Annotated in this window: 19 protein-coding genes; 15 read left to right on the forward strand and 4 right to left on the reverse strand. The window is 33.0% G+C overall.

Features of this window, described 5'->3' with window-relative positions; genetic code table 11:
• Positions 1-50 precede the first annotated feature (50 nt).
• From Q0912_RS07010 to Q0912_RS07035, 6 genes are all read left to right on the forward strand, one after another.
• Positions 51-4,430 carry a translocation/assembly module TamB domain-containing protein gene (locus Q0912_RS07010; protein ID WP_299113434.1) on the forward strand — a complete coding sequence of 1,460 codons (4,380 nt, stop codon included), beginning with the start codon at positions 51-53 and terminating at the stop codon, positions 4,428-4,430.
• A 138-nt stretch (positions 4,431-4,568) separates the two neighbouring features.
• On the forward strand, positions 4,569-5,555 hold the full coding sequence (gene pfkA, locus Q0912_RS07015) for a 6-phosphofructokinase (protein WP_299113436.1): 987 nt from the start codon (positions 4,569-4,571) through the stop codon (positions 5,553-5,555).
• 31 nt (positions 5,556-5,586) lie between these two features.
• Positions 5,587-6,588 (forward strand): type I glyceraldehyde-3-phosphate dehydrogenase, encoded by a 1,002-nt coding sequence (gap, locus tag Q0912_RS07020; RefSeq protein WP_299113438.1) that lies wholly within the window; start codon positions 5,587-5,589, stop codon positions 6,586-6,588.
• A gap of 76 nt (positions 6,589-6,664) precedes the next feature.
• A complete protein-coding gene (locus Q0912_RS07025; RefSeq protein WP_299113440.1) occupies positions 6,665-7,528 on the forward strand; it encodes an N-acetylglucosamine kinase in 864 nt (287 codons plus the stop codon).
• A gap of 122 nt (positions 7,529-7,650) precedes the next feature.
• Complete coding sequence (locus tag Q0912_RS07030; protein WP_299113442.1) at positions 7,651-7,833, forward strand: hypothetical protein; 183 nt, start codon at positions 7,651-7,653, stop codon at positions 7,831-7,833.
• Positions 7,834-7,928: 95 nt separating this feature from the next.
• Complete coding sequence (locus tag Q0912_RS07035; protein ID WP_299113444.1) at positions 7,929-9,266, forward strand: M24 family metallopeptidase; 1,338 nt, start codon at positions 7,929-7,931, stop codon at positions 9,264-9,266.
• On the opposite strand, the gene Q0912_RS07040 is transcribed toward Q0912_RS07035, so the two are convergent.
• Both Q0912_RS07040 and Q0912_RS07045 read right to left on the reverse strand, forming a co-directional pair.
• Positions 9,263-10,543 (reverse strand): MFS transporter, encoded by a 1,281-nt coding sequence (locus tag Q0912_RS07040; RefSeq protein WP_299113447.1) that lies wholly within the window; start codon positions 10,541-10,543, stop codon positions 9,263-9,265. The two genes, Q0912_RS07035 and Q0912_RS07040, sit on opposite strands and share 4 nt — an antisense overlap.
• Positions 10,544-10,545: 2 nt before the next feature.
• On the reverse strand, positions 10,546-12,189 hold the full coding sequence (locus tag Q0912_RS07045) for a carboxyl transferase domain-containing protein (RefSeq protein WP_299113450.1): 1,644 nt from the start codon (positions 12,187-12,189) through the stop codon (positions 10,546-10,548).
• A gap of 198 nt (positions 12,190-12,387) precedes the next feature.
• Between Q0912_RS07045 and Q0912_RS07050 the strand changes: the two genes are divergently transcribed.
• The 7 genes from Q0912_RS07050 to ettA all read left to right on the forward strand — a co-directional run bounded on the left by Q0912_RS07050 (position 12,388) and on the right by ettA (position 17,387).
• On the forward strand, positions 12,388-12,918 hold the full coding sequence (locus Q0912_RS07050; RefSeq protein WP_299113452.1) for an NAD(P)H-dependent oxidoreductase: 531 nt from the start codon (positions 12,388-12,390) through the stop codon (positions 12,916-12,918).
• Positions 12,919-12,920: 2 nt separating this feature from the next.
• Positions 12,921-13,202: a GNAT family N-acetyltransferase gene (locus Q0912_RS07055; RefSeq protein ID WP_299113454.1), complete on the forward strand. Its 282-nt coding sequence runs from the start codon at positions 12,921-12,923 to the stop codon at positions 13,200-13,202.
• Position 13,203: 1 nt separating this feature from the next.
• Positions 13,204-13,641, forward strand: coding sequence for a MarR family transcriptional regulator (locus Q0912_RS07060; protein ID WP_299113457.1), 438 nt, complete (start codon positions 13,204-13,206; stop codon positions 13,639-13,641).
• 152 nt (positions 13,642-13,793) lie between these two features.
• Positions 13,794-14,666 (forward strand): pirin family protein, encoded by an 873-nt coding sequence (locus Q0912_RS07065; protein ID WP_299113459.1) that lies wholly within the window; start codon positions 13,794-13,796, stop codon positions 14,664-14,666.
• Positions 14,667-14,685: 19 nt separating this feature from the next.
• On the forward strand, positions 14,686-15,402 hold the full coding sequence (locus Q0912_RS07070) for a pirin family protein (protein WP_299113462.1): 717 nt from the start codon (positions 14,686-14,688) through the stop codon (positions 15,400-15,402).
• A gap of 111 nt (positions 15,403-15,513) precedes the next feature.
• Positions 15,514-15,696: a CAL67264 family membrane protein gene (locus tag Q0912_RS07075; protein ID WP_299113465.1), complete on the forward strand. Its 183-nt coding sequence runs from the start codon at positions 15,514-15,516 to the stop codon at positions 15,694-15,696.
• Positions 15,696-17,387: an energy-dependent translational throttle protein EttA gene (ettA, locus tag Q0912_RS07080; RefSeq protein ID WP_299113467.1), complete on the forward strand. Its 1,692-nt coding sequence runs from the start codon at positions 15,696-15,698 to the stop codon at positions 17,385-17,387. Before Q0912_RS07075 ends, ettA begins: the two co-directional genes overlap by 1 nt.
• A 76-nt stretch (positions 17,388-17,463) precedes the next feature.
• On the opposite strand, the gene Q0912_RS07085 is transcribed toward ettA, so the two are convergent.
• Entirely contained in the window at positions 17,464-17,691 is a 228-nt protein-coding gene (locus tag Q0912_RS07085; RefSeq protein ID WP_299113469.1) for a hypothetical protein, read from the reverse strand.
• Between the two features lie 206 nt (positions 17,692-17,897).
• The gene (locus Q0912_RS07090) at positions 17,898-18,668 is read right to left on the reverse strand and encodes an MBL fold metallo-hydrolase (RefSeq protein WP_299113471.1); all 771 of its coding nucleotides are present in this window, start codon (positions 18,666-18,668) and stop codon (positions 17,898-17,900) included.
• A gap of 167 nt (positions 18,669-18,835) precedes the next feature.
• Between Q0912_RS07090 and Q0912_RS07095 the strand changes: the two genes are divergently transcribed.
• Positions 18,836-20,176, forward strand: a complete 1,341-nt coding sequence (locus Q0912_RS07095) for a microtubule-binding protein (RefSeq protein ID WP_299113473.1) — start codon at positions 18,836-18,838, stop codon at positions 20,174-20,176.
• A gap of 81 nt (positions 20,177-20,257) precedes the next feature.
• Positions 20,258-21,298: a hypothetical protein gene (locus tag Q0912_RS07100; protein WP_299113475.1), complete on the forward strand. Its 1,041-nt coding sequence runs from the start codon at positions 20,258-20,260 to the stop codon at positions 21,296-21,298.
• Positions 21,299-21,300: the final 2 nt, after the last annotated feature.

The raw sequence follows: 21,300 nt of genomic DNA on the forward strand, positions 1-21,300 counted from the left end.
GTAAGATAGTAGGCATATTTTTGCTGCTCTTTCTTATTGTTTTCTTAATCTTGGGGATTCCTGCTGTACAAACCAAACTTGGTAAATATGCAACAAAACGTCTCAACGAAGATTTTAAAACCGATATTAATATAGGCAAAGTTGGGCTTCAGCTTAACGGAGATATAGAGCTTAAAGAGATTCTTATTAAAGATTATAAAAAAGATACACTTATAGCTATAGGTGAATTAAATAGTTCTATTATTAGTTTTAAAAATCTATATAATAGTAAATTGAATTTTGGTGATATTGATATTGAAGACTTAGTCTTTAATCTCAAAACTTACGAAGGAGAAGACGACACAAATCTCGATGTTTTTGTTGCTAAGTTTGATGATGATAACCCTAGGCAAGGACCAAGTAAATTTTTATTTTCTTCTAGTGATGTATCCATAGAAAATGGAATCTTTAGATTAACTGATGAAAATCTGGAAACACCTAAAGTTTTTGAGTTTAGTAATTTGAATGCTAACACCACCAATTTCTTAATTAATGGACCAGATGTAAGTTCTCGGATTAATAAATTTAGTTTTACAGATAGTAGAGGTATTAGTATAGCGAATCTAATGGCTAATTTTGAATATACCTTAGATCATATGAACTTTGGTGATTTAAATATAAAGACCAAGGGTTCTGAGTTAAAAGGAAATTTAAGATTTAATTACAAACGTGAAGATTTAAAAGACTTTACTGATAAAGTAAATGTAATTGCCAGCTTTAGGGATTCTAAAGTTTCACTGACAGAGCTAAACGTGTTTTTTGATGAGTTTGGTACTAATCAACGTGCAAGTCTTAATGCTGATTTATTGGGTACGCTAAATAATTTAGAGGCCAAGAACCTTAATGTTAGTACAACCAGAAATACAAGAATTATTGGAGATATAGCTTTTAAGAATTTATTTAGTAAGGAAGCTGATAGTTTTACTTTAAATGGTAGATTTAAAAATTTGGCATCTAATTATAATGATCTTGTAGCATTACTCCCAAATATTCTTGGTAAGTCTATTCCGACTGTACTATCTAAAGTAGGTAATTTTAAAATTAATGGAACATCTCATATTACATCTAAGCGAATAGATGCTAATATAGAGATTGATACCGATTTGGGGTTTGTAAAATCTGACTTAGAGCTTACAGAGATTGACGATATAGACAATGCAAGTTATATTGGTAATATCGTTTTCGATGAGTTTAATATTGGAGAATTAATTGAAGACCCAAAGGTTAAATATGTATCAGCTAATGTAGATGTTGACGGTAAAGGTTTTACATTAGATAATCTACGGACTGATGTAAAAGGAGATGTGTTTAGTCTAGAATACAACGACTATACTTACGAAGGTATTAATGTTTCAGGGGATTTAGGAAACAAAGTTTTTAACGGAAAATTAAAGGCCAACGATCCAAATCTTAAAATGGATTTTAATGGTTTGGTTGACTATGCTGAAGAACAAAAAAAATTCGATTTTAAAGCAAATGTTGGTTATGCCAATCTTAAAGTTTTAAACTTTGTAACGAGAGATAGTATATCCGAATTTAAAGGTTTAGTTAATATCACTGCTACAGGTTCTAGTTATGATAATGCAAGCGGAGCAATTAATATTAAAAATACAATCTATAAGAATCAAGACAGTAGTTATAAGTTTCAGGATTTTGATATTGTTTCTACCTTTAAAGCTAATGAACGCACGATTTCCGTAAATTCACCCGATATTATTAATGGTAAGATTACGGGGCAATTTAAGACTAGGGATATCTTAAAGTTGATTGAAAATTCTATTGGAAGTATTTATACTAACTATGTTCCTAACGATGTAGAAGAAGGGCAGTACATTAATTTTAAATTTAATATTTATAATAAAATAGCAGCTGTATTCTACAAAGATCTCACCTTGGCAAGTAATACCTTTATTCAAGGTCGTATTGAAACCGAAGAAAAGGGATTTGAGCTTACATTCAACTCTCCAGAGATTAGGTTTCAAGAGTATTTTGTAAACAATATCAATGTAACAGTAGATAATAGTAATCCTATTTATAATACGTTTATTGAAATTGATACCTTGAGCACTGGTATTTATAACGCTTCAGATTTTAGTCTTATTAATGTTACTAAACGAGATACCTTACTCATTAAATCAGAGTTCAAAGGTGGTTTAGGTAATAGAGATCAATTCAACCTTAATCTGTTTTATACTATAGATGAAGCCAATAAATCTATCATTGGTTTTAGGAAATCTGATATTTTATTTAAAGGTTATGATTGGTTTATCAACTCTGAAAAAAACTCATTTAACAAAATACGTTTTGACAGACAGTTTAAAGCTTTCGATATTTTTCCAATAACGATTAATCAAGGCAATGAAGAGATTGAACTCTCTGGTATTATCAGTGATAAAACCAACAAAAATTTAAGAGTCGATTTTAAGGATGTGCAATTAGTGAAAATTACACCGCGCATAGATAGTTTAGCATTAAAAGGTGTTGTTAATGGTAAAGTAGATATTACGCAAGCCAATGGAATATATTTACCCAAATCTAATATAGAGGTTAGTAATCTTTTTGTAAATAATTACGATTTAGGCAATTTAACAGCCAAATTAGAAGGCAATAATTCAATCACTAATTATAAAGCAGATGTGTCATTGATTAATGATAATTTAACCTCTCTATCAGCAAAAGGGATCATTGATGTTGCAGAGCGTAACCCAACAATTAATTTAGATGTTGCTTTTGAAGAGTTCTTACTAGATCCTTTAAATCCGCTAGGGGAGGGAGTTATTAGTAATATAAGAGGATTGGTTTCTGGTAATGCAAAAGTTTCTGGGAGTCTTAAGAAACCGAGTATAGACGGTGAGCTCCTATTAGACAGAGCAGGTTTGTCTATTCCATATCTTAATGTGGATTATGGTTTTGATTTCGATTCTAAAGTAACCCTTCGAGATCAACGTTTTATCTTTAATAATGTCGCTATGACAGATTCAAAATACTTCTCACAAGGAAGATTAAATGGTTACATTGAACACAATAATTTTTCAGATTGGGAGTTAGGCCTTGACCTTTCTACCAATCGCCTTTTGGTATTAAATACTGAAGAGTCTGAAGACGAACTCTATTACGGCACAGGCTTTATATCCGGAACCGCAAAGATTAACGGGCCTACAGATCAACTGGTTATTAAAGTAGAAGATGGAAGAACAGAATCTGGTACAGAATTCTTTATTCCACTTAATGATTCTGAAAGTTTTGGCGATAACTCTTTTATACACTTCCTAACTCCAGAAGAAAAAGCAGCAAGAATAAGTGGCGAAATACAAGAACAAATTGCCGTTAAAGGATTAGTCTTAGATTTTGATTTAAATGTAAATCAAAACGCTACGATAGAAATTGTAATAGATAAAGACTCAGGAAGTACTATAAAGGGCAAGGGAGAAGGTAATTTAAACTTTTTGATTAATACCAAAGGTACATTTAACATGTGGGGAGATTTCTCTGTATTTGAAGGTACATATAACTTTAAGTATCGAGGTTTAGTGGAAAAGCGGTTCGATGTAGAAGAAGGAAGTATAGTTTGGGAAGGCAACCCTTTAAAAGCACAAATAGATATAAAAGCGGTTTATAAAGGATCAGCTAACCCATCAGTTTTGTTAGATAATCCAATTAATCAAACTATTCCTGTAGAAGTAGAAATACAACTTACAGGCCAATTAGAGCAACCAGACCCTGAGTTCAATTTTAGATTTCCAACTGTTACATCTACTGTAAAATCCGAGTTAGATTACAGATTGTCTTCAAGAGATGAACGCGATAATCAAGCATTGATTTTTTTAGCAACTGGAGGTTTCGCAAATGGAGTAAGCGGGCTCGATTTTAATGGTACTATTGCAGAGCGTCTTTCAGGAATAGTTAATAACCTATTAGGTAGTGATAATGAAGACTTACGCGTAGGTGTGGATTTAGAGTTAGGTCAAGATACACCTGAGTTGCAAACCAACAGTAGAGTGGGTTTAACACTGCAAACTAAATTATCGGATAAAATTTTGGTAAACGGTAAAGTTGGTGTACCATTTGGTACGGCTCAGCAAACTACTATTACTGGCGATGTGCAGATTGATTGGTTACTCAATGATGATGGTACATTACGTGCCAAGGTATTTAATAGAGAAAATACAATTAGAAATTTTGGAGAAGAAATTGGTTACACACAAGGAATAGGGTTGTCTTACAATGTAGAGTTTAATGACTTTAAAGAGTTAATTGATATAATATTTTCAGGGAAAAACAGAAAAGATAAAAAGGCAAAAAAAGAAGAAGAAAAGAAAGAAGAAGCAGAGGATAGTTTTATGCCAGAGTACATGTCAATGAAAAAGAAAAAGACAAAATCTAAGTCTTAAAACTCGTATCATTTTTCATTTTATCAAAATACTTATTAACGAAAACGTTTGAATTAATTATTGGTCTATTATTTTATGATAATAGTCACACTAAACTGTGTATTGTTTAGTAATTTTACTGTAAAGAATTAAAAAAAAATGCTACATACAATAAAAAAAATAGGAGTAATGACTTCTGGAGGTGACTCTCCAGGAATGAATGCAGCTGTTAGATCTGTTGTTAGAACTTGCGCTTTTCATAATATCGAATGCTATGGAATTTACAGAGGTTATGAAGGTATGATAGATGGTGATTTTGAAAAAATGGACGCACGTAGTGTAAAAGGTATAATCAATAAAGGTGGCACAATTTTAAAATCAGCACGTTCAAAAGAATTTAGAACTAAAGAAGGAAGAACTAAAGCACACAAGCAATTAAAAAAAGCTGGTATTGATGCCTTTGTGGTAATAGGTGGAGACGGAAGTTTTACTGGTGCTATGATATTTAACCAAGAGTTTAATTTTCCTGTAATGGGGATTCCTGGCACCATAGATAATGATATTTTTGGTACAACACATACCCTAGGCTATGATACAGCTTTAAATACAGTTGTAGGAGCTATAGATAAGATTAGAGATACAGCAAGTTCTCATAATCGTCTGTTTTTTATTGAAGTAATGGGACGTGATGTAGGGCATATTGCTTTAAATGTTGGTGTTGGTGCTGGTGCTGAAGAGATTTTAATCCCTGAGGAAGATTTAGGTTTAGATCGTTTATTGGAGTCCTTGAGGCGTAGTAAACAATCTGGTAAATCTTCAAGTATCGTTGTTGTTGCAGAAGGAGATAAAATTGGTAAAAACGTATTTGAATTAGCAGATTATGTTGAAGAAAATATGTCAGAATATGAAGTACGCGTATCTGTACTAGGGCATATGCAACGTGGTGGTTCACCATCTTGCTTTGATAGAGTATTAGCCAGTAGAATGGGAGTTAAAGCGGTAGAAAGTCTAATTGTTGGAAAAAGTAACTACATGGTAGGTCTTAAAAACGATATTATGGACTTAACACCGTTTGACCAAGCTGTTAAAGGAAAATCAAAAATAAATATGGAGCTCTTGAGAGTTTCAGATATAATGACAATATAAAAGATAACACTTAAATTAAACGAAAAGAAAAATGTCAAATTTAAAATTAGGAATCAACGGATTCGGTAGAATAGGTAGAATAGTATTTAGAGCCACAGTAAAACGTCCAGATGTCGATGTAGTAGCTATAAATGATTTATTAGATGTAGAGCATCTGGCATATTTATTAAAGTATGATTCTGTACATGGTCGTTTTGACGGTACAGTGGAGGTTAATGATGGTCACTTGGTTGTAGATGGTAAAACGATTCGTGTAACTGCTGAGCGTGACCCTAAAAATTTAAAATGGGACGAAGTTGATACAGATGTAGTTGCTGAATGTACAGGTATTTTTACAACACTTGAGACTGCACAATACCATATTGATGCAGGAGCTAAAAAAGTGGCAATTTCTGCCCCAAGTAAAGATGCACCTATGTTTGTTATGGGTGTAAATGATGATGAATTAACTGCTGATCATAAAATAGTTTCTAATGCATCTTGTACAACAAATTGTTTAGCACCAGTTGCTAAAGTTTTAGATGATAACTTTGGTATCGAAGAAGCTTTAATGACTACAATACATGCATCTACAGCAACGCAATTAACAGTAGATGGCCCATCTCGTAAGAACTATAGATTAGGACGTTCTGCGTTAAACAATATTATTCCTTCTACTACTGGTGCGGCAAAAGCTGTTGGTAAAGTTATCCCAAAACTAAACGGAAAATTAACAGGTATGGCTTTTAGAGTACCAACAGCAGATGTTTCAGTTGTGGATTTAACAGTAAGAACTAAAAACGAAACGTCTTTAGAAGAAATTAAAGCAGCATTTAAAAAAGCTTCCGAGAGTTCTATGAAAGGTGTGTTAGGCTATACAGAAGAAGCAGTTGTTTCTCAAGATTTTGTTAGCGACGTGCGTACAAGTATTTTTGATGCTAGTGCTGGCATTGAACTTAATTCTAAATTTTTCAAAGTTGTATCCTGGTACGATAATGAATTTGCTTATTCTAATAAGTTAGTAGATCTAGCTCAGAAGATTAATAGTTTATAATTAGATTTACAATTAATTCAGAAATTCCGTAGGATTATGAATTACCCATATCTACGGAATTTTTAATTTTTTTACTATGATTTTAATTACAGATGGCGGTTCTACAAAATGCGATTGGATTGCAATTGACGAAAGCGGAAACCTCGCAACTCAAAAAATTAGAACAAAAGGCTTAAACCCTGCTATACTTAGCGAAAAGAAGCTAAATAAAATTATAAGTAAGAGTGATGAACTCTTAGCCATGAGTAATGATGTAACTCATGTATTTTTCTACGGTGCAGGTTGCGGAACTGAAAACCCAAGAATTATATTAAAATCAATCTTAGAAGACATTTTTTATAATGCCAAAGTCGAGGTTCAAGAAGATACTATGGCAGCAGTAAGAGCTTGTATCAACACCAATGATGAAGCTGCTGTAGTATGTATACTGGGCACAGGATCTAATTGTAGCTATTTTGATGGTGAAAAACTTCATCAACGTGTTTTGAGCCTGGGATATACCTTAATGGATGAAGCTAGTGGTAATTATTATGGTAAGGAATTAATCCGAGATTATTATTTCGAAATAATGCCTCACTATTTAAAATTAGCATTTGATCATAAATATAACTTGGAGGCTGATTACATCAAATATAATTTGTATAAACAACCCAATCCTAATGCATATTTAGCAAATTTTGCAGAGTTTATGTTTTTAAATAAGGATTCAGATTATATTAAAAATTTAATTAAGCGTGGGTTGCGAAAATTCACAGAGCATATGATTCTTCAGTTTAAAGAAGAATTAAGTACAGGCATTCCGGTTCATTTTGCAGGGTCTATTGCTTATTTTTCGCAGGATGAAATTAAAGAAGTCGCTGCAGAATATAATTTTAAGGTAGGTAATTTTGTAAGACGACCAATAGATGGTTTAGTAGAATACCATGTTAAAAACCTGTAATTAAAACGTTGAAGAAGAGATAAGTTTATTCTGTTTATTTCGTGTTAATAAATCTCAACTTTGCTGTTGTAAAACTTATATTTTGGTTATATCTTTGTGCAAGTAAAAAATTAAGCGCAATTATGTTCGAATTTGATCAGTATTTAGGATTTTTAGCATTTTTAACCATACTAACAATAGGGTTTTGGTTAATGATATTCCTTTTAACATTTGTTATTCCTTATTGGGTATTTGGTTCGGCAATTGAGCGTTTTAAAGAAATTAGAGAAGAAAAGAAAGCAAAGCGAGAGGCTGAGGCTAACTAAAAGCATATAAACACACGCAAATTAAAGAGTACCAAAAGGTGCTCTTTTTTTATGCCTAAGATTTAGGTATTTTAGTAATCCTAATTATACCCAACATGAAACGTCTATTTATATTCATACTTTTTATTTGTATCAACCTGGAAGCTCAGCAAATCCTACCAGAGCGTCAGAGAGCAGAAGTTATAGATAATATCTTAAAGGATAGATTCAATAATCTGTTACCAAAATTGATGGACGATACCGGGTTTGATATGTGGATTTTAATTTCTCGGGAATATAACGAGGATCCAGTTTTAAAAACAATGTTGCCTGCAACATGGCTTAATGCAAGACGTAGAACAATTTTGGTTTTTTATAGAAATAAAGAACAAGATACGATTGAAAAATTGGCAGTAGCCAGATATAACTTCGGTGAAAATATAATTTCTGCATGGGATAAAGAAAAAGAACCTAATCAATGGAAGCGTTTGACTGAAATTATTGAAGAACGAAACCCAGAATCCATTGGATTAAATTATTCTGAAAGCTTTAATATTTGTGATGGCATTGTAAAGACAGACTACGATGCTTTTATGAATAACCTTCCTGAAAAGTATAAAGCTAAAGTAATGTCGGCTGAACAATTAGCAATTGGATGGATAGAAACACGTACGGAAACTGAAATGATTATTTACAATCAATTGGTAGACATTACCCACGATATTATTGCTGAAGCATTTTCAGAAAGGGTAATTACTCCTGGCATTACAACCACAACTGATGTAGAGTGGTGGATGCGAGATAAAGTTACGGCATTAGGTTTAGAAACGTGGTTTCATCCAACTGTAGATGTACAGCGTACAGCAGAAGAATTAGGTAATCATTTATATGCATTTTCAAACCGACCAGAAGATATGGTAATTCTTCCTGGGGATTTATTGCATTGTGATTTCGGAATTACGTATTTGCGGTTAAATACGGATTGTCAGGAATTAGCCTATGTTTTAAAACCTAATGAAGCAGAGCCCCCGGAATATTTACAAAATGCATTGAAAGACGGTAATAGAGTTCAAGATATATTTACATCAAATTTTAGAACAGGTAAAACTGGAAATGAAGTTTTGAAAGAATCCTTAGAGCAGGGTAAGGCTAAGGGTTTGCGACCTGCTATTTATACACATCCATTAGGAACATATGGACATTCTTCTGGAACCACTATAGGAATGTGGGATTCTCAAGGTGGTGTACCTGTAAATGGCGATTATCCATTACATGAAAATACAGTTTATGCTATTGAATTAAATACCACAGTAACTATCCCAGAATGGAAACGTGATATAAGAATCATGCTCGAGGAAGCTGGGTTTTGGAGCGAAAATGGTTTTAGATATGTCAATGGTCGTCAAACAAAATTATTAACTATTCCAAGAGTTAAAGGGCATCAGGGGAATTAGGCTATTTTTGATTTTGAATGCTTGTAGAACAAGTATGAAGCTATCAAACCTATTAAAGTAAAAAGTCCCATTATACCAAAAGCGTTCTGTAACCCAATTGTTCCTGGGTTAGCATCTAAGAAATACCCCATTAATAAACCCGCAAAAATATCTGGTGTATATCCTACTATTGAGATAAAGCCAACTGCTGTGCCAGTTACAGCTAATGGTATTTTAGCTTCTTCAAGTGTAGCAAAATACAATACTCGAGCAGAATACACACCTAAAGCCATAGTTCCGATGGATAATATGAATAATAATGTGGTAGAATCATCAATGATTCCTAAATAGAATATAAGACTCGTTATTGCCATTAATAAAAAACCTATAACAATCCATAAAGAAGCTTTAGTTCTATCAGCCAGTAAACCAATAACAACACCAACAACTGGTCGCATATATAGTAAATATGTACTAACTTTAGCAGCTTCAATCTTATTGTAGTTCATCACTTGTTCGGCATATTTACTAAAAAGGTCAGTCATTTTATAACCATAATAAGCGCAAAGAATAATAACCATGAGCAGCCAAACTGCTTTAAACTTCATGACTAGTTTAAAATTCTCTAAGGTTAATATTTTCGATGGTTTTTCAGAATCAATAGTATTAGTTTCTGAAAAGTTCAAAAAGAAATAAACGATAAAACCTATTAATAATACGGCAATAGAAGTATAAGTTATGACTTGTTTAAAAGCAATACGACGCTCTTCAATAGAAGTCAATTCTACTTCTTTTGTAATAAATAATGAAAAAATTATCACTCCAGCTGAGCCAAAAAGAGCAGCAACTAAGCCTCGGCCACCATCTAAAAAACCAAAAGCGATACCTTGTTTATTAGAACCTCCCCAAATTCTGGTAGCCTTAATCATAGCAGCCCAAAAGAGAAAAATAGTTGTAACCCCCCAAAAGCCATAAAGTATATGAAGATTATAGAGGTTAGGATATGTTGCTAAATAAAAACCACCTAAGGCTGTTAGGACAAGCGCAACAGACATTAATACATTTGGTTTGAACCTGTCTGCTAATGGACCTCCAAAAAGATAGGATACCAAGGCAACCGTACCATAAGCTGCGAAACAACTTCCTATTTCAGTATCATTAATAGAAAAAGATTCTAGAAATGTGGTTCTGAAAATTCGTTGTAAAACAAACGGTAAAATAAAAATAGCCTCTGCAGCTAGGATTAATAATACTATAACATATAGAGGCTGTTTCTTTTGATTTGAATCGTCTTTCATTTTTAAACTTGTAAAACCCCTAAGTTAAAAGGTTTTTCGATAGGAGCATGGTTTGCGGCTTCTATTCCCATGCTTATCCAAGTTCTGGTGTCTAATGGGTCAATGACAGCATCTGTCCATATTCTGGCAGCTGCATAGTATGGCGATACTTGATTGTCGTATCTCGACTTTATTTTATTGAATAACTCTTCTTCTTTTTCTTTTGTAATGGTTTCACCTTTCTTTTTAAGCGAAGCGGTTTCAATTTGCAGTAGAACTTTAGCTGCAGATTTACCGCTCATAACAGCAAGTTCAGCACTTGGCCAAGCAACAATTAATCTAGGGTCATAGGCTTTTCCGCACATAGCGTAATTACCGGCACCATAACTATTACCAATAACAATTGTGAATTTTGGTACTACAGAATTACTCACAGCGTTTACCATTTTAGCACCATCTTTAATAATACCTCCATGTTCAGATTTGCTTCCTACCATAAAACCAGTTACATCTTGCAAGAATACAAGTGGAATTTTCTTCTGATTACAATTAGCAATAAAACGTGTAGCCTTATCAGCGGAATCATTATAAATGACACCACCAAATTGCATCTCTGCAGGTTTAGTCTTAGCTCCTTTAGTCTTTACTATCTGTCTTTGATTAGCAACAATCCCAACTGCCCAACCATCAATTCGCGCATAACCAGTGATTATTGTTTGGCCGTACCCAGCTTTATATTCTTCAAACTCAGAGTAGTCAACTAAACGCTTTATAATGTCATTCATATCATACTGGTCAGCTCTGCTTGCAGGCAATATACCGTAGATATCTTCAGGGTTTTCTTTAGGTTTAGCGGATTTAGTTCTATTATAACCAGCTTTATCAAAATCACCTATCTTATCTACAATATTCTTTATAGTATCTAAAGCATCTTTATCATCTTTAGCCTTATAATCGGTTACACCAGAAACTTCACAATGCGTTGTTGCACCACCTAGAGTTTCGTTATCTATGCTTTCTCCAATGGCAGCTTTAACCAAATAACTACCAGCAAGAAAAATACTTCCTGTTTTATCAACAATAAGAGCTTCGTCGCTCATAATAGGTAAGTAGGCACCACCAGCGACACAACTACCCATAACTGCAGCAATCTGTGTAATACCCATACTGCTCATTACAGCATTATTCCTAAAGATACGACCAAAATGCTCTTTATCAGGGAAGATTTCATCTTGCATAGGTAAAAACACACCAGCACTATCAACAAGATAGATTATTGGTAATCGATTTTCTATAGCGATTTCCTGAGCTCTTAGGTTCTTTTTCCCTGTAATAGGAAACCAGGCACCAGCCTTTACAGTAGCGTCGTTAGCGACAACAATACATTGTTTACCTTTAACATAGCCAATTTTTACAACCACACCACCTGAAGGGCAACCGCCATAGTCTTTATACATATCTTCACCTGCAAAAGCACCGATTTCTATAGATTTAGATTTTGGGTCTAACAGGTAATCAATACGCTCACGAGCAGTCATTTTACCTTTGCCATGATGCTTTTCTATACTTTTTTCGCCACCACCAAGTTTTACTTTGGCTAGACGTTTTTTAAGATCTGAGAGTTGTAATTTATTGTAATCTTCGTTTTTATTGAATCTGATATCCATATGTTTTGCCCACTAAAGTGGGTGTCTTTAGTTGTTATACCTAAATTTTGTTTTGCACGAATTTACGAAACATTACCATTATTTGATAAAGCTAATTTCTAAATGAAACGTTAAATATAAGTTACATGGAAATATATTCCTTGGAATATAAATTATTTTTTCCTAAATTTGTACAATCAAATAAAAACAATATAGAATATGAAAACAATAATAGCATTTGCAGGTAGTAATAGTAAAACATCTATAAATAAAGAGTTAGCGAAATATGCTGCGTCTTTAGTTGATGGAGTAGAAGTAAATGTGTTAGATTTAAATGATTTTGAATTACCTTTATATGGAATGGATCATGAATTATCTCATGGTATTCCAGAAAATGCGCAAATTTTTTTAGATTTAATTAAATCTACTGATGGTATAGTATTATCGTTAGCAGAGCATAATGGAACTTATGCAACTGTATTTAAAAACTTATTTGACTGGATGTCTAGAATAGATGGTAAACTCTGGAGTGATAAGCCAATGTTATTGATGGCAACTTCACCAGGAGCTAGAGGTGGTTCTACAGGATTAGAAATTGCTAAAGGACGTTTTGGATATATGGGAGGTAATATAGTTGGAAGTTTTAATTTACCATCATTCGGAGATAATTTTTCTGATGGGAAAATCATTAATGAGGAGCTAAATAAAGAATTATTAGAAGAAGTAAAACAACTGGAAGAAAGCTTATAGATATGGAAATTCAACAAAATGATAATGAAAAGAAAGGTGAGTTCTTTTACGAAATTGATGGAAAGAAACTCGGTTTAATGACCTATAGTCATGCAGGAGCAGACAAAATAATAATTGACCACACAGAGGTTGATGAATCTCTTAAAGGACAAGGTGTGGGTTATAAATTAGTTGAAGCTGCTGTAATTTACGCCAGAGAAAACAATCTCAAAATTATGCCGCTTTGCCCTTTTGCTAATGCAGTTTTTAAGAAACGAAGTGAATATAATGATGTAAGATTCTAATATGGGTGATTTAGCAAAAGATATCAATTCAAAGTTTGAAAATAATAGAATTAAGGCATTACTTAATATTATTTACACAGCCAATTGGATTAACAGTTGCCAGAATGAATTTTTTAAGGAATTTGGTATTAGTCCTCAACAATACAATATTTTAAGAATATTACGTGGTGCAGGAGAGCCTTTAAAAGTTCAGACCATTAAAGATAGAATGTTAGAACGCTCACCGAATGCAACTAGGTTAATGGATAAACTATGTGCTAAAAATTATATAGAACGTTTACCATCTGAGCATGACAGGCGCGTTGTAAAAATTGCAATTACCCAAGAAGGTAAAGACTTATTAGATTCTATACCTAAAAACTTAAATAAAGAATTGCTAAAAAACTTAAATGAAGAAGAAGCAGAACAATTAAGTAATTTATTAGATAAAATGCGTTAACGTTAAACGTGTTTTTTTAACTAAATATTTTCCATGGAAAATATTTTAAATGATAGAGAACTAAAATGAAACATCTTTTATCTGAATTTAATAATAAAATAATGATTTTAAAGATGTTCCATGTGACTTTTAAAAACAATAAGAATTAACACATGAAAACAAATTCAATAAAAAGAGTAGGACGGAGTGACTTCGTTAATATGGGGCTAATACGTTTGCGTCAACCATTGCCAACACAAGGCATAGATATGATTGACCCGTTTATTCTATTGCATCACTATGGTCCTTATGAAATCAATGAAAAAAGTAATCCATTCGATTTAGGACCACATCCTCATAGAGGTTTTGAACCTATAACATTTTTAGTGCAAGGAGAACAACTACATAGAGATTCATTAGGTAATGAAAGTGTAGTTAAAGCTGGTGATGTGCAATGGACCACAGCAGGAAGAGGAATTATTCACGCAGAAGGGCCAACTAAAGAATTCGTTAATAAAGGTGGAACCATAGAAGGTATTCAACTATGGCTAAATCTTCCAGCTGAAAAGAAGATGATGCAACCCAACTATCAGCATGCAAAGCAAGAAGATTTTAGAGTTGTTACTTCTGAAGATAATGAAGTAGAAACAAGAATAGTTTCTGGAGAATTAAACAATACCTATGGAAGAATAGCTACACAGACATCTGTAAACGCTTTCTTGATAGAAGCTAAAGAAGGAGGGTTAGAGTCTATTCCATTTTCAAATTCACATCAAAGTCTATTGTACTTATTAAAAGGTAAAGTGAAAGTTAATGGAGAGATGACTTTAGAATTAAATAAAAATCAACTCATTCAGTTTAATCAAGATGGGGATGGTTTTACAATTGAAGCTTCATCAGATAGTTTATTGTTATTTCTATCAGGTGAGCCGTTTAATGAGCCTGTGACAACATATGGGCCATATGTAATGAATAATCAAACAGAATTAATGGAAGCAATGCGAGATTACCAAATGGGTAAAATGGGGTTTCTTCCTGCAAGTTAATAATATAAATACAAGAAAAATGAAAACTATAATTCACAAAGCAGATACAAGAGGATATGCAGACCATGGCTGGTTAAAGTCTTATCACACATTCAGTTTTGCTAGCTATCAAAATGCAGAGCGTATGAATTTTGGTATGTTACGCGTTTTAAATGATGATGTAGTACAGCCAAAAATGGGATTTGGAACACATCCACATCAAAACATGGAGATTATTTCAATTCCATTAAAAGGTGCTTTATCACACAAAGATAGTATGGGTAATAAACGCGCTATTGAAGTAGGAGAAGTTCAGGTAATGAGTGCAGGTACTGGTTTAACACACTCTGAGTTTAATGATAGTAAAACTGATGAAGTCAATTTTTTGCAATTATGGATTATTCCAGAAGAATTGAGTGTAAAACCTAATTATGAGCAAAAGCAATTTTCTGAAGAAGGTAAGAAAAATAAAATCCAGACCGTTGTTGCTCCAAAGGATAAATTAGAAGGGGAAGCTCTTCCTATAAGTCAACAAGCTTATATATACAGAACTAGCTTAGATGCTGATGCCTCCATTGATTTAAACTTTAAATCTCAAAATAATGGACTGTATGTTTTTGTTGTTGATGGTGATATTGAAATAGACGGGAATTCTTTAACAAAAAGAGATGCAGTAGGTATTTCAGAAACAAATCATGTATCCATTAAATCTAAAACCAATTCTGAACTGGTCATGATTGAAGTTCCAATGAGTTAGATTGGTAACAATTAATTAATAGTAGAAAAAGCATTCTAATTTTAGAATGCTTTTTTAGTTTATTTCACGATATTTGTTTTTAGCTAACGATTAAAAATTAAGAATATAATTATGGCGATGAATAAAAATACAGTACTAGCTTGGGCTACAGTTCTTATGCTGGTAATGGGAGTAGTATTAATATTAATGGGAGCTTACAGGTATGATGATGTAGCAGGATGGGGTTTTGCAACGGTTGGATTTGGTTTTTTTGCTATAGCTTGGGTGTTTAATGCTTTAAAAGGACGTGTATAATGAGTGACGATAAGCAAATAATCTTCTCAATGTCTGGTGTTACAAAGACATTTCAATCCGCAAATACACCAGTTTTAAAAAATATTTATTTAAGTTTTTTCTACGGAGCCAAAATAGGAATCTTAGGTCTTAATGGTTCGGGTAAATCTACCTTATTAAAGATTATCGCTGGAGTTGATAAGAATTACCAAGGTGAAGTAGTCTTTAAACCAGGCTATGCTGTTGGTTATTTAGAACAAGAGCCACAGTTAGATGATAATAAAACCGTAATGGAAGTTGTTCGGGAAGGTGCAGCAGAAACAGTAGCTATACTAGATGAATACAATAGTATTAATGATCAGTTTGGCTTAGAAGAGGTTTATAGTGATCCTGATAAGATGGAAAAACTTATGAATCGCCAAGCCGAGTTACAAGATCAGATTGATGCTTCTAATGCCTGGGAATTAGATACTAAGCTTGAAATCGCTATGGATGCTTTGCGTACACCTGATGGTGATAAAAAGATAGGAGTATTATCTGGAGGAGAACGTCGTCGTGTTGCTTTATGCCGTTTATTACTTAAAGAACCAGATGTATTATTATTAGATGAGCCTACTAACCATTTAGATGCAGAATCTGTTCATTGGTTAGAACATCATTTAGCACAATATAAAGGTACTGTAATTGCTGTTACGCATGATAGGTATTTCTTAGATAATGTGGCAGGTTGGATATTAGAACTCGATAGAGGTGAAGGTATACCGTGGAAAGGTAATTATTCGTCTTGGTTAGACCAAAAGTCTAAACGTTTAGCACAAGAAAGTAAGTCTGCTTCTAAGCGTCAAAAAACATTAGAACGTGAGTTAGAATGGGTAAGGCAAGGTGCTAAAGGACGGCAAACTAAACAAAAAGCGCGTCTAAAAAATTACGATAAATTAATGAGTCAAGATCAAAAGCAACTTGACGAAAAACTTGAAATATATATACCTAATGGTCCACGTTTAGGAACAAACGTAATTGAAGCTATTGGTGTAGCTAAAGGCTATGGTGATAAGTTGTTATATGATGATTTGAATTTTAATCTTCCACAAGCAGGTATTGTTGGTGTTATTGGGCCCAACGGAGCAGGTAAGACTACAATTTTTAGAATGATAATGGGAGAAGAGACTCCAGATAAAGGGGATTTTAAAGTAGGTGAGACTGCTAAAATTGCATATGTAGACCAAAAGCATGCAAATATTAATCCTGAAAAATCCATTTGGCAAAACTTTAGTGATGAGCAAGAATTAGTAATGATGGGAGGACGACAAGTAAACTCTAGAGCATACCTTAGTCGATTTAACTTTTCAGGAAGTGAACAGAATAAAAAAGTAAAACTGTTATCTGGTGGAGAACGTAACCGTTTACATTTAGCAATGACCTTAAAGGAAGAAGGTAATGTTTTACTTTTAGATGAGCCTACTAATGATTTAGATGTCAATACATTAAGGGCTTTAGAAGAAGGTTTAGAAAACTTTGCAGGTTGCGCGGTAGTGATTAGTCACGATAGATGGTTTTTAGATAGAATTTGTACGCATATTTTAGCTTTCGAAGGGGATAGTCAAGTCTATTTCTTTGAGGGTGGTTTTAGTGATTATGAGGAAAATAAGAAAAAACGTTTAGGAGGTGATTTAATGCCAAAACGTATTAAATATAAAAAATTAGTAAGATAATCATCTAATGATCAGATGCTAACATCATAAAAAAAGCCTGCATTTTGCAGGCTTTTTTTATGATGTTTAATTAATATTAGTTATCAATATCATAAAGATGGCTACTTGTAAAATCCTTGTAGGAATCATCTGCATCACGAAATGCATTTGTTTCCATTAATTTCTTATTCTCAGCCTTTAATTTGTACATCTTTATAATGGCATGAATAATAAAAATAAGAAATATTGAAGCAACAGCTATTAGAATCATAGTTAGTTGTTCTGTAGTCACAACTAAAGCCTTGAAAAGCATATTGTTAAGCATGGTTATAATTGTTAGATTTGGGTTCTACAGTGCTAATATAGTAAAAAATACTAATGTAAATGCTTAATTTTAAATTATTTACCCTTACATTTTTTGTAAATTCATCGATAAAAGGGTCTTATAATGCGACGAAACGCACTGTTTTAGGCTAAAGGACGTAATTTGAAAACATGTTAACAATACTAAAATTTAACATATTTAATCTGTTAATACCAGTCTAAAAATTCAATGTTTATAGAACTATTGTCTTTACTTACAATTTTCTTGAATTTATTTAAATCACTCATACCCTCAGACCCTCTATAATGGTATGGATAAACAGTTTTAGGCTTAAATTCTAAAACAGCACTTGCAGCACTTTCAACAGTCATTGTCCAGGGTAGATTCATACATATAAAGGCTTTGTCGATATTTTTTAGACTTCTCATTTCCGGAATATCTTCTGTGTCACCAGAAATATAGATGCGTTCCTCTTCGATATTTAATACATAACCATTACCTCTTCCTTTTGTATGATATTCTAAAGCCTCATTTCTTAGGTTGTACATAGGAATAGCCTCAATCTTAACGGCTTCATGCATGTAAGTATCTCCATTATTTATAGTTACTATAGTTTTACACGTCGTACTTGGTATTTTATCAGTTACTGCTTTAGGTCCAACAATCGTTGCATTATTGAGATCTAGTGATTCGAGGGTGCTTTTACTTAAATGGTCTCCATGAATATCCGTTATCAAAACTAAAGTAGGATCTTTTTGGTTATTGAAAGCTTTTAGCCCTCCTGTGGGGTCAATATATATAACATCATTTTCGGTTTCAAGAATTAATGTACCGTGGGTTATAGGAATAACTTTTACAGGTTCGTCAATAATTAGTTTATCTTCTTTTTCAACAATATCAGTACTTTCTTTTTCATTTTTACAGCAAAATAATACTGTGAGAAGTAATAAGATCAATATAGATTTTATGGATTTCATTTTTTTGATTTTCTATAAAGATATTCAACATCTTGTCAGATATAAAAATATTGTAACATTTTTATTACAAATGCTACATATAATTTGCAGGTAAAGTTTTTATAGTCTTAAAAAATTACCGAAATTGCTTATCCGAAAAATTGTTCAATTAAATAATACCATACAATATGTCTGATGATTTTGATTTATTAGAAACTAATTCACAAGAAAAAGCTGAAAAAGTAGATGTAAACTGGGGGAAAGCTATAGACCAAATGAAGTCTAAGCTTGCTCAGGAGGATGATCCGGAAAGCCGTCAGAAAATTCTAAATGCTACATTAGACAATGTTGTGGATATGGCAGAAAAGGATAGAACTACACTTCTTGATGCTATTAAAGATTTAACAGACTATCAAGATGAAGTAGGTATTATGTTTGAAGGTTTTTCTGCACTTAATGCTGCTGAGCAAAAGATTATTGATGATGCTGTAAAACGACTAGAACGTGCAAAAGTTGAGTTAGAAGATGCTAACAACAAACCAGATACCTGGTGGAATAACCTCTGGGGACGTAAAGGAAAAATTAGAGATGCTGAGCAAGAGTTAGCATCAGCACAAAAAGAACGGGGTTCTGCAGATAATAGAGCAAAAGCTATGTTTCAGCAACGTATAGAAACTGCAGATGTGCAAACATTGTTAAATGAATTGTCATTTAAGAGTCAAGCTGCAATTAAGCGTTTAAAAGATAGAGAGCTAGAAATTAAAGAGGTAGAAGAGAGTCTTAAAACGGCTATTGTAGAAGCTAGTAATAATCATACCAAAGCTCTCCAGAAGAAAAAAGAAGTTGAAGTAAAACTCGAGGAGCAATATGCATTGTTAAAGCAGGCACGCCAAGCTTTAGAAGAAGTTGCAGATAAGCAATCTACAGAATATTCTGAAGCTTTAGAAAAAGTCACACAATTAGAGCAGCAAGTTGAAGAATTAGAAGGTTTGAAAAATGCCTATACGACTTTAGCAGCGTCAAAGGATAGTTTTGTTCATAAACATAACTTAACCATTAAAGTACTTACTTCTTTAAGAAGTAATTTACAAACACATCGTGCTAAATTAAAATCAGATACTGATGAACGTTTAAAATACTATGATGGCTATGTGGTTGCTCTCAAAGCACGTACTGATCAGGAATTTGCTGCAATTTTAGAACATTTAGGTGTTAAAACTGATGAACATATTGGCGAAACACTTGCAGCAATGCATACAGCTAGTGCCAAAGCGCGTCAGGAAATGATGGATAATATTCCAGTCCACGAAAAAGTAATGCAAGGAGTATACGGAAGTTATGCTGAGGCTTTAAAGGATATTAGGTCTAAGGATGCTGAAATTCAAAAAAACTTTGCTGATCGTTATGGGATTGATATGAAAGAGATTTTTGATGAATATTATAATGCTGATCCCAATGCACCTGCAGATGGTGGTGAACCATCAGATGAGCCAAAACCAGAAGCTAATGACGATGACTTGTTGTCTTAAATAGTATAGTCTTAGGTATTCTGTAGGGATTTGGTAATGCTCAACTGCTGAATACTGCGGCTGTTAATTGCATAACTAAATATGATTGTTACACCATTAGATTCAGCAGTATTAGACTCTAAAGAGCAGTACGTATTCTATCATAAGATGATAGATTTTACACTTAAAGAATTGATTACTGCTGTGCAAGAGAAGCAAATACTTAATCAACAAGAAATAGTATTATTTAAGCAATATACGGACTTGTTGCTCTATTCTATTGAGGCTATGCGTGTTAAGTATATGTACGATGATGAGGATAATATGAAAGTCGATTTAACCGATTCAAGTTTTCCAAATTATCTTGAGTTTCGTTATCTGTTCAATGATTTAGAATTAAGAGAAGAATTCTTAAATAAACTTACAGATATTGATATTTTAAAAGACGAATTCTTAGATACGTTAATGCGCAAAAAACTACCCATTTCTAAGCGCAAGTTGTTCCAGGCTTCATCAATAGTTTACTATACATCGGCCAAAAAAGAATATATTTTTAATCGTTTTGTACAAGGTAAAATTATTGCAGCACCAAAAGAATCACCTGCAGAGTATTTAGTGAGTTGGAGTTTTTATGATGTTACGCACAACAGACCATTTATTTGTTACCTCTATTTTAACTATGATGGTAGAAATGCTCAAGATTATAAAGATGAAATCTATACAGTTTTAAAAAACACATCTGATCGAGAAATGGCTTTAGATACTATGGCTTACGCTATAGATAAGCGTTTACCAAAAGTATTACCAAAACTTATTAAGCGTATAGACTTAGGACCAATACATAATGTCTTTGCTAAGGATGAGAATGAAATTACCCATACGATCTTAGATGGTATAGCTAAAAAAACAATCCCACTAGAATCTTATGTGGTATCTTTTAAGGTTGATGAATTAGCTTCGCAGAGCGAATTTAAAGAAGGTGGTTTTTTTAGTAAACAGACCTTCCAAAAATGGGGAAGCACATATAGACAGCGTTATGTTTTTGCACCACACAGAATCATACAATTATTGTATAATAAGACACCAGAAATTATGAATAAACTAGCTATTCCGCCTGTTCAGGTTTCTGATTTAAAAATATAAGA

Origin of the sequence: uncultured Winogradskyella sp. (assembly GCF_947498345.1) — a bacterium.
Classification (GTDB): Bacteria; Bacteroidota; Bacteroidia; order Flavobacteriales; family Flavobacteriaceae; genus Winogradskyella.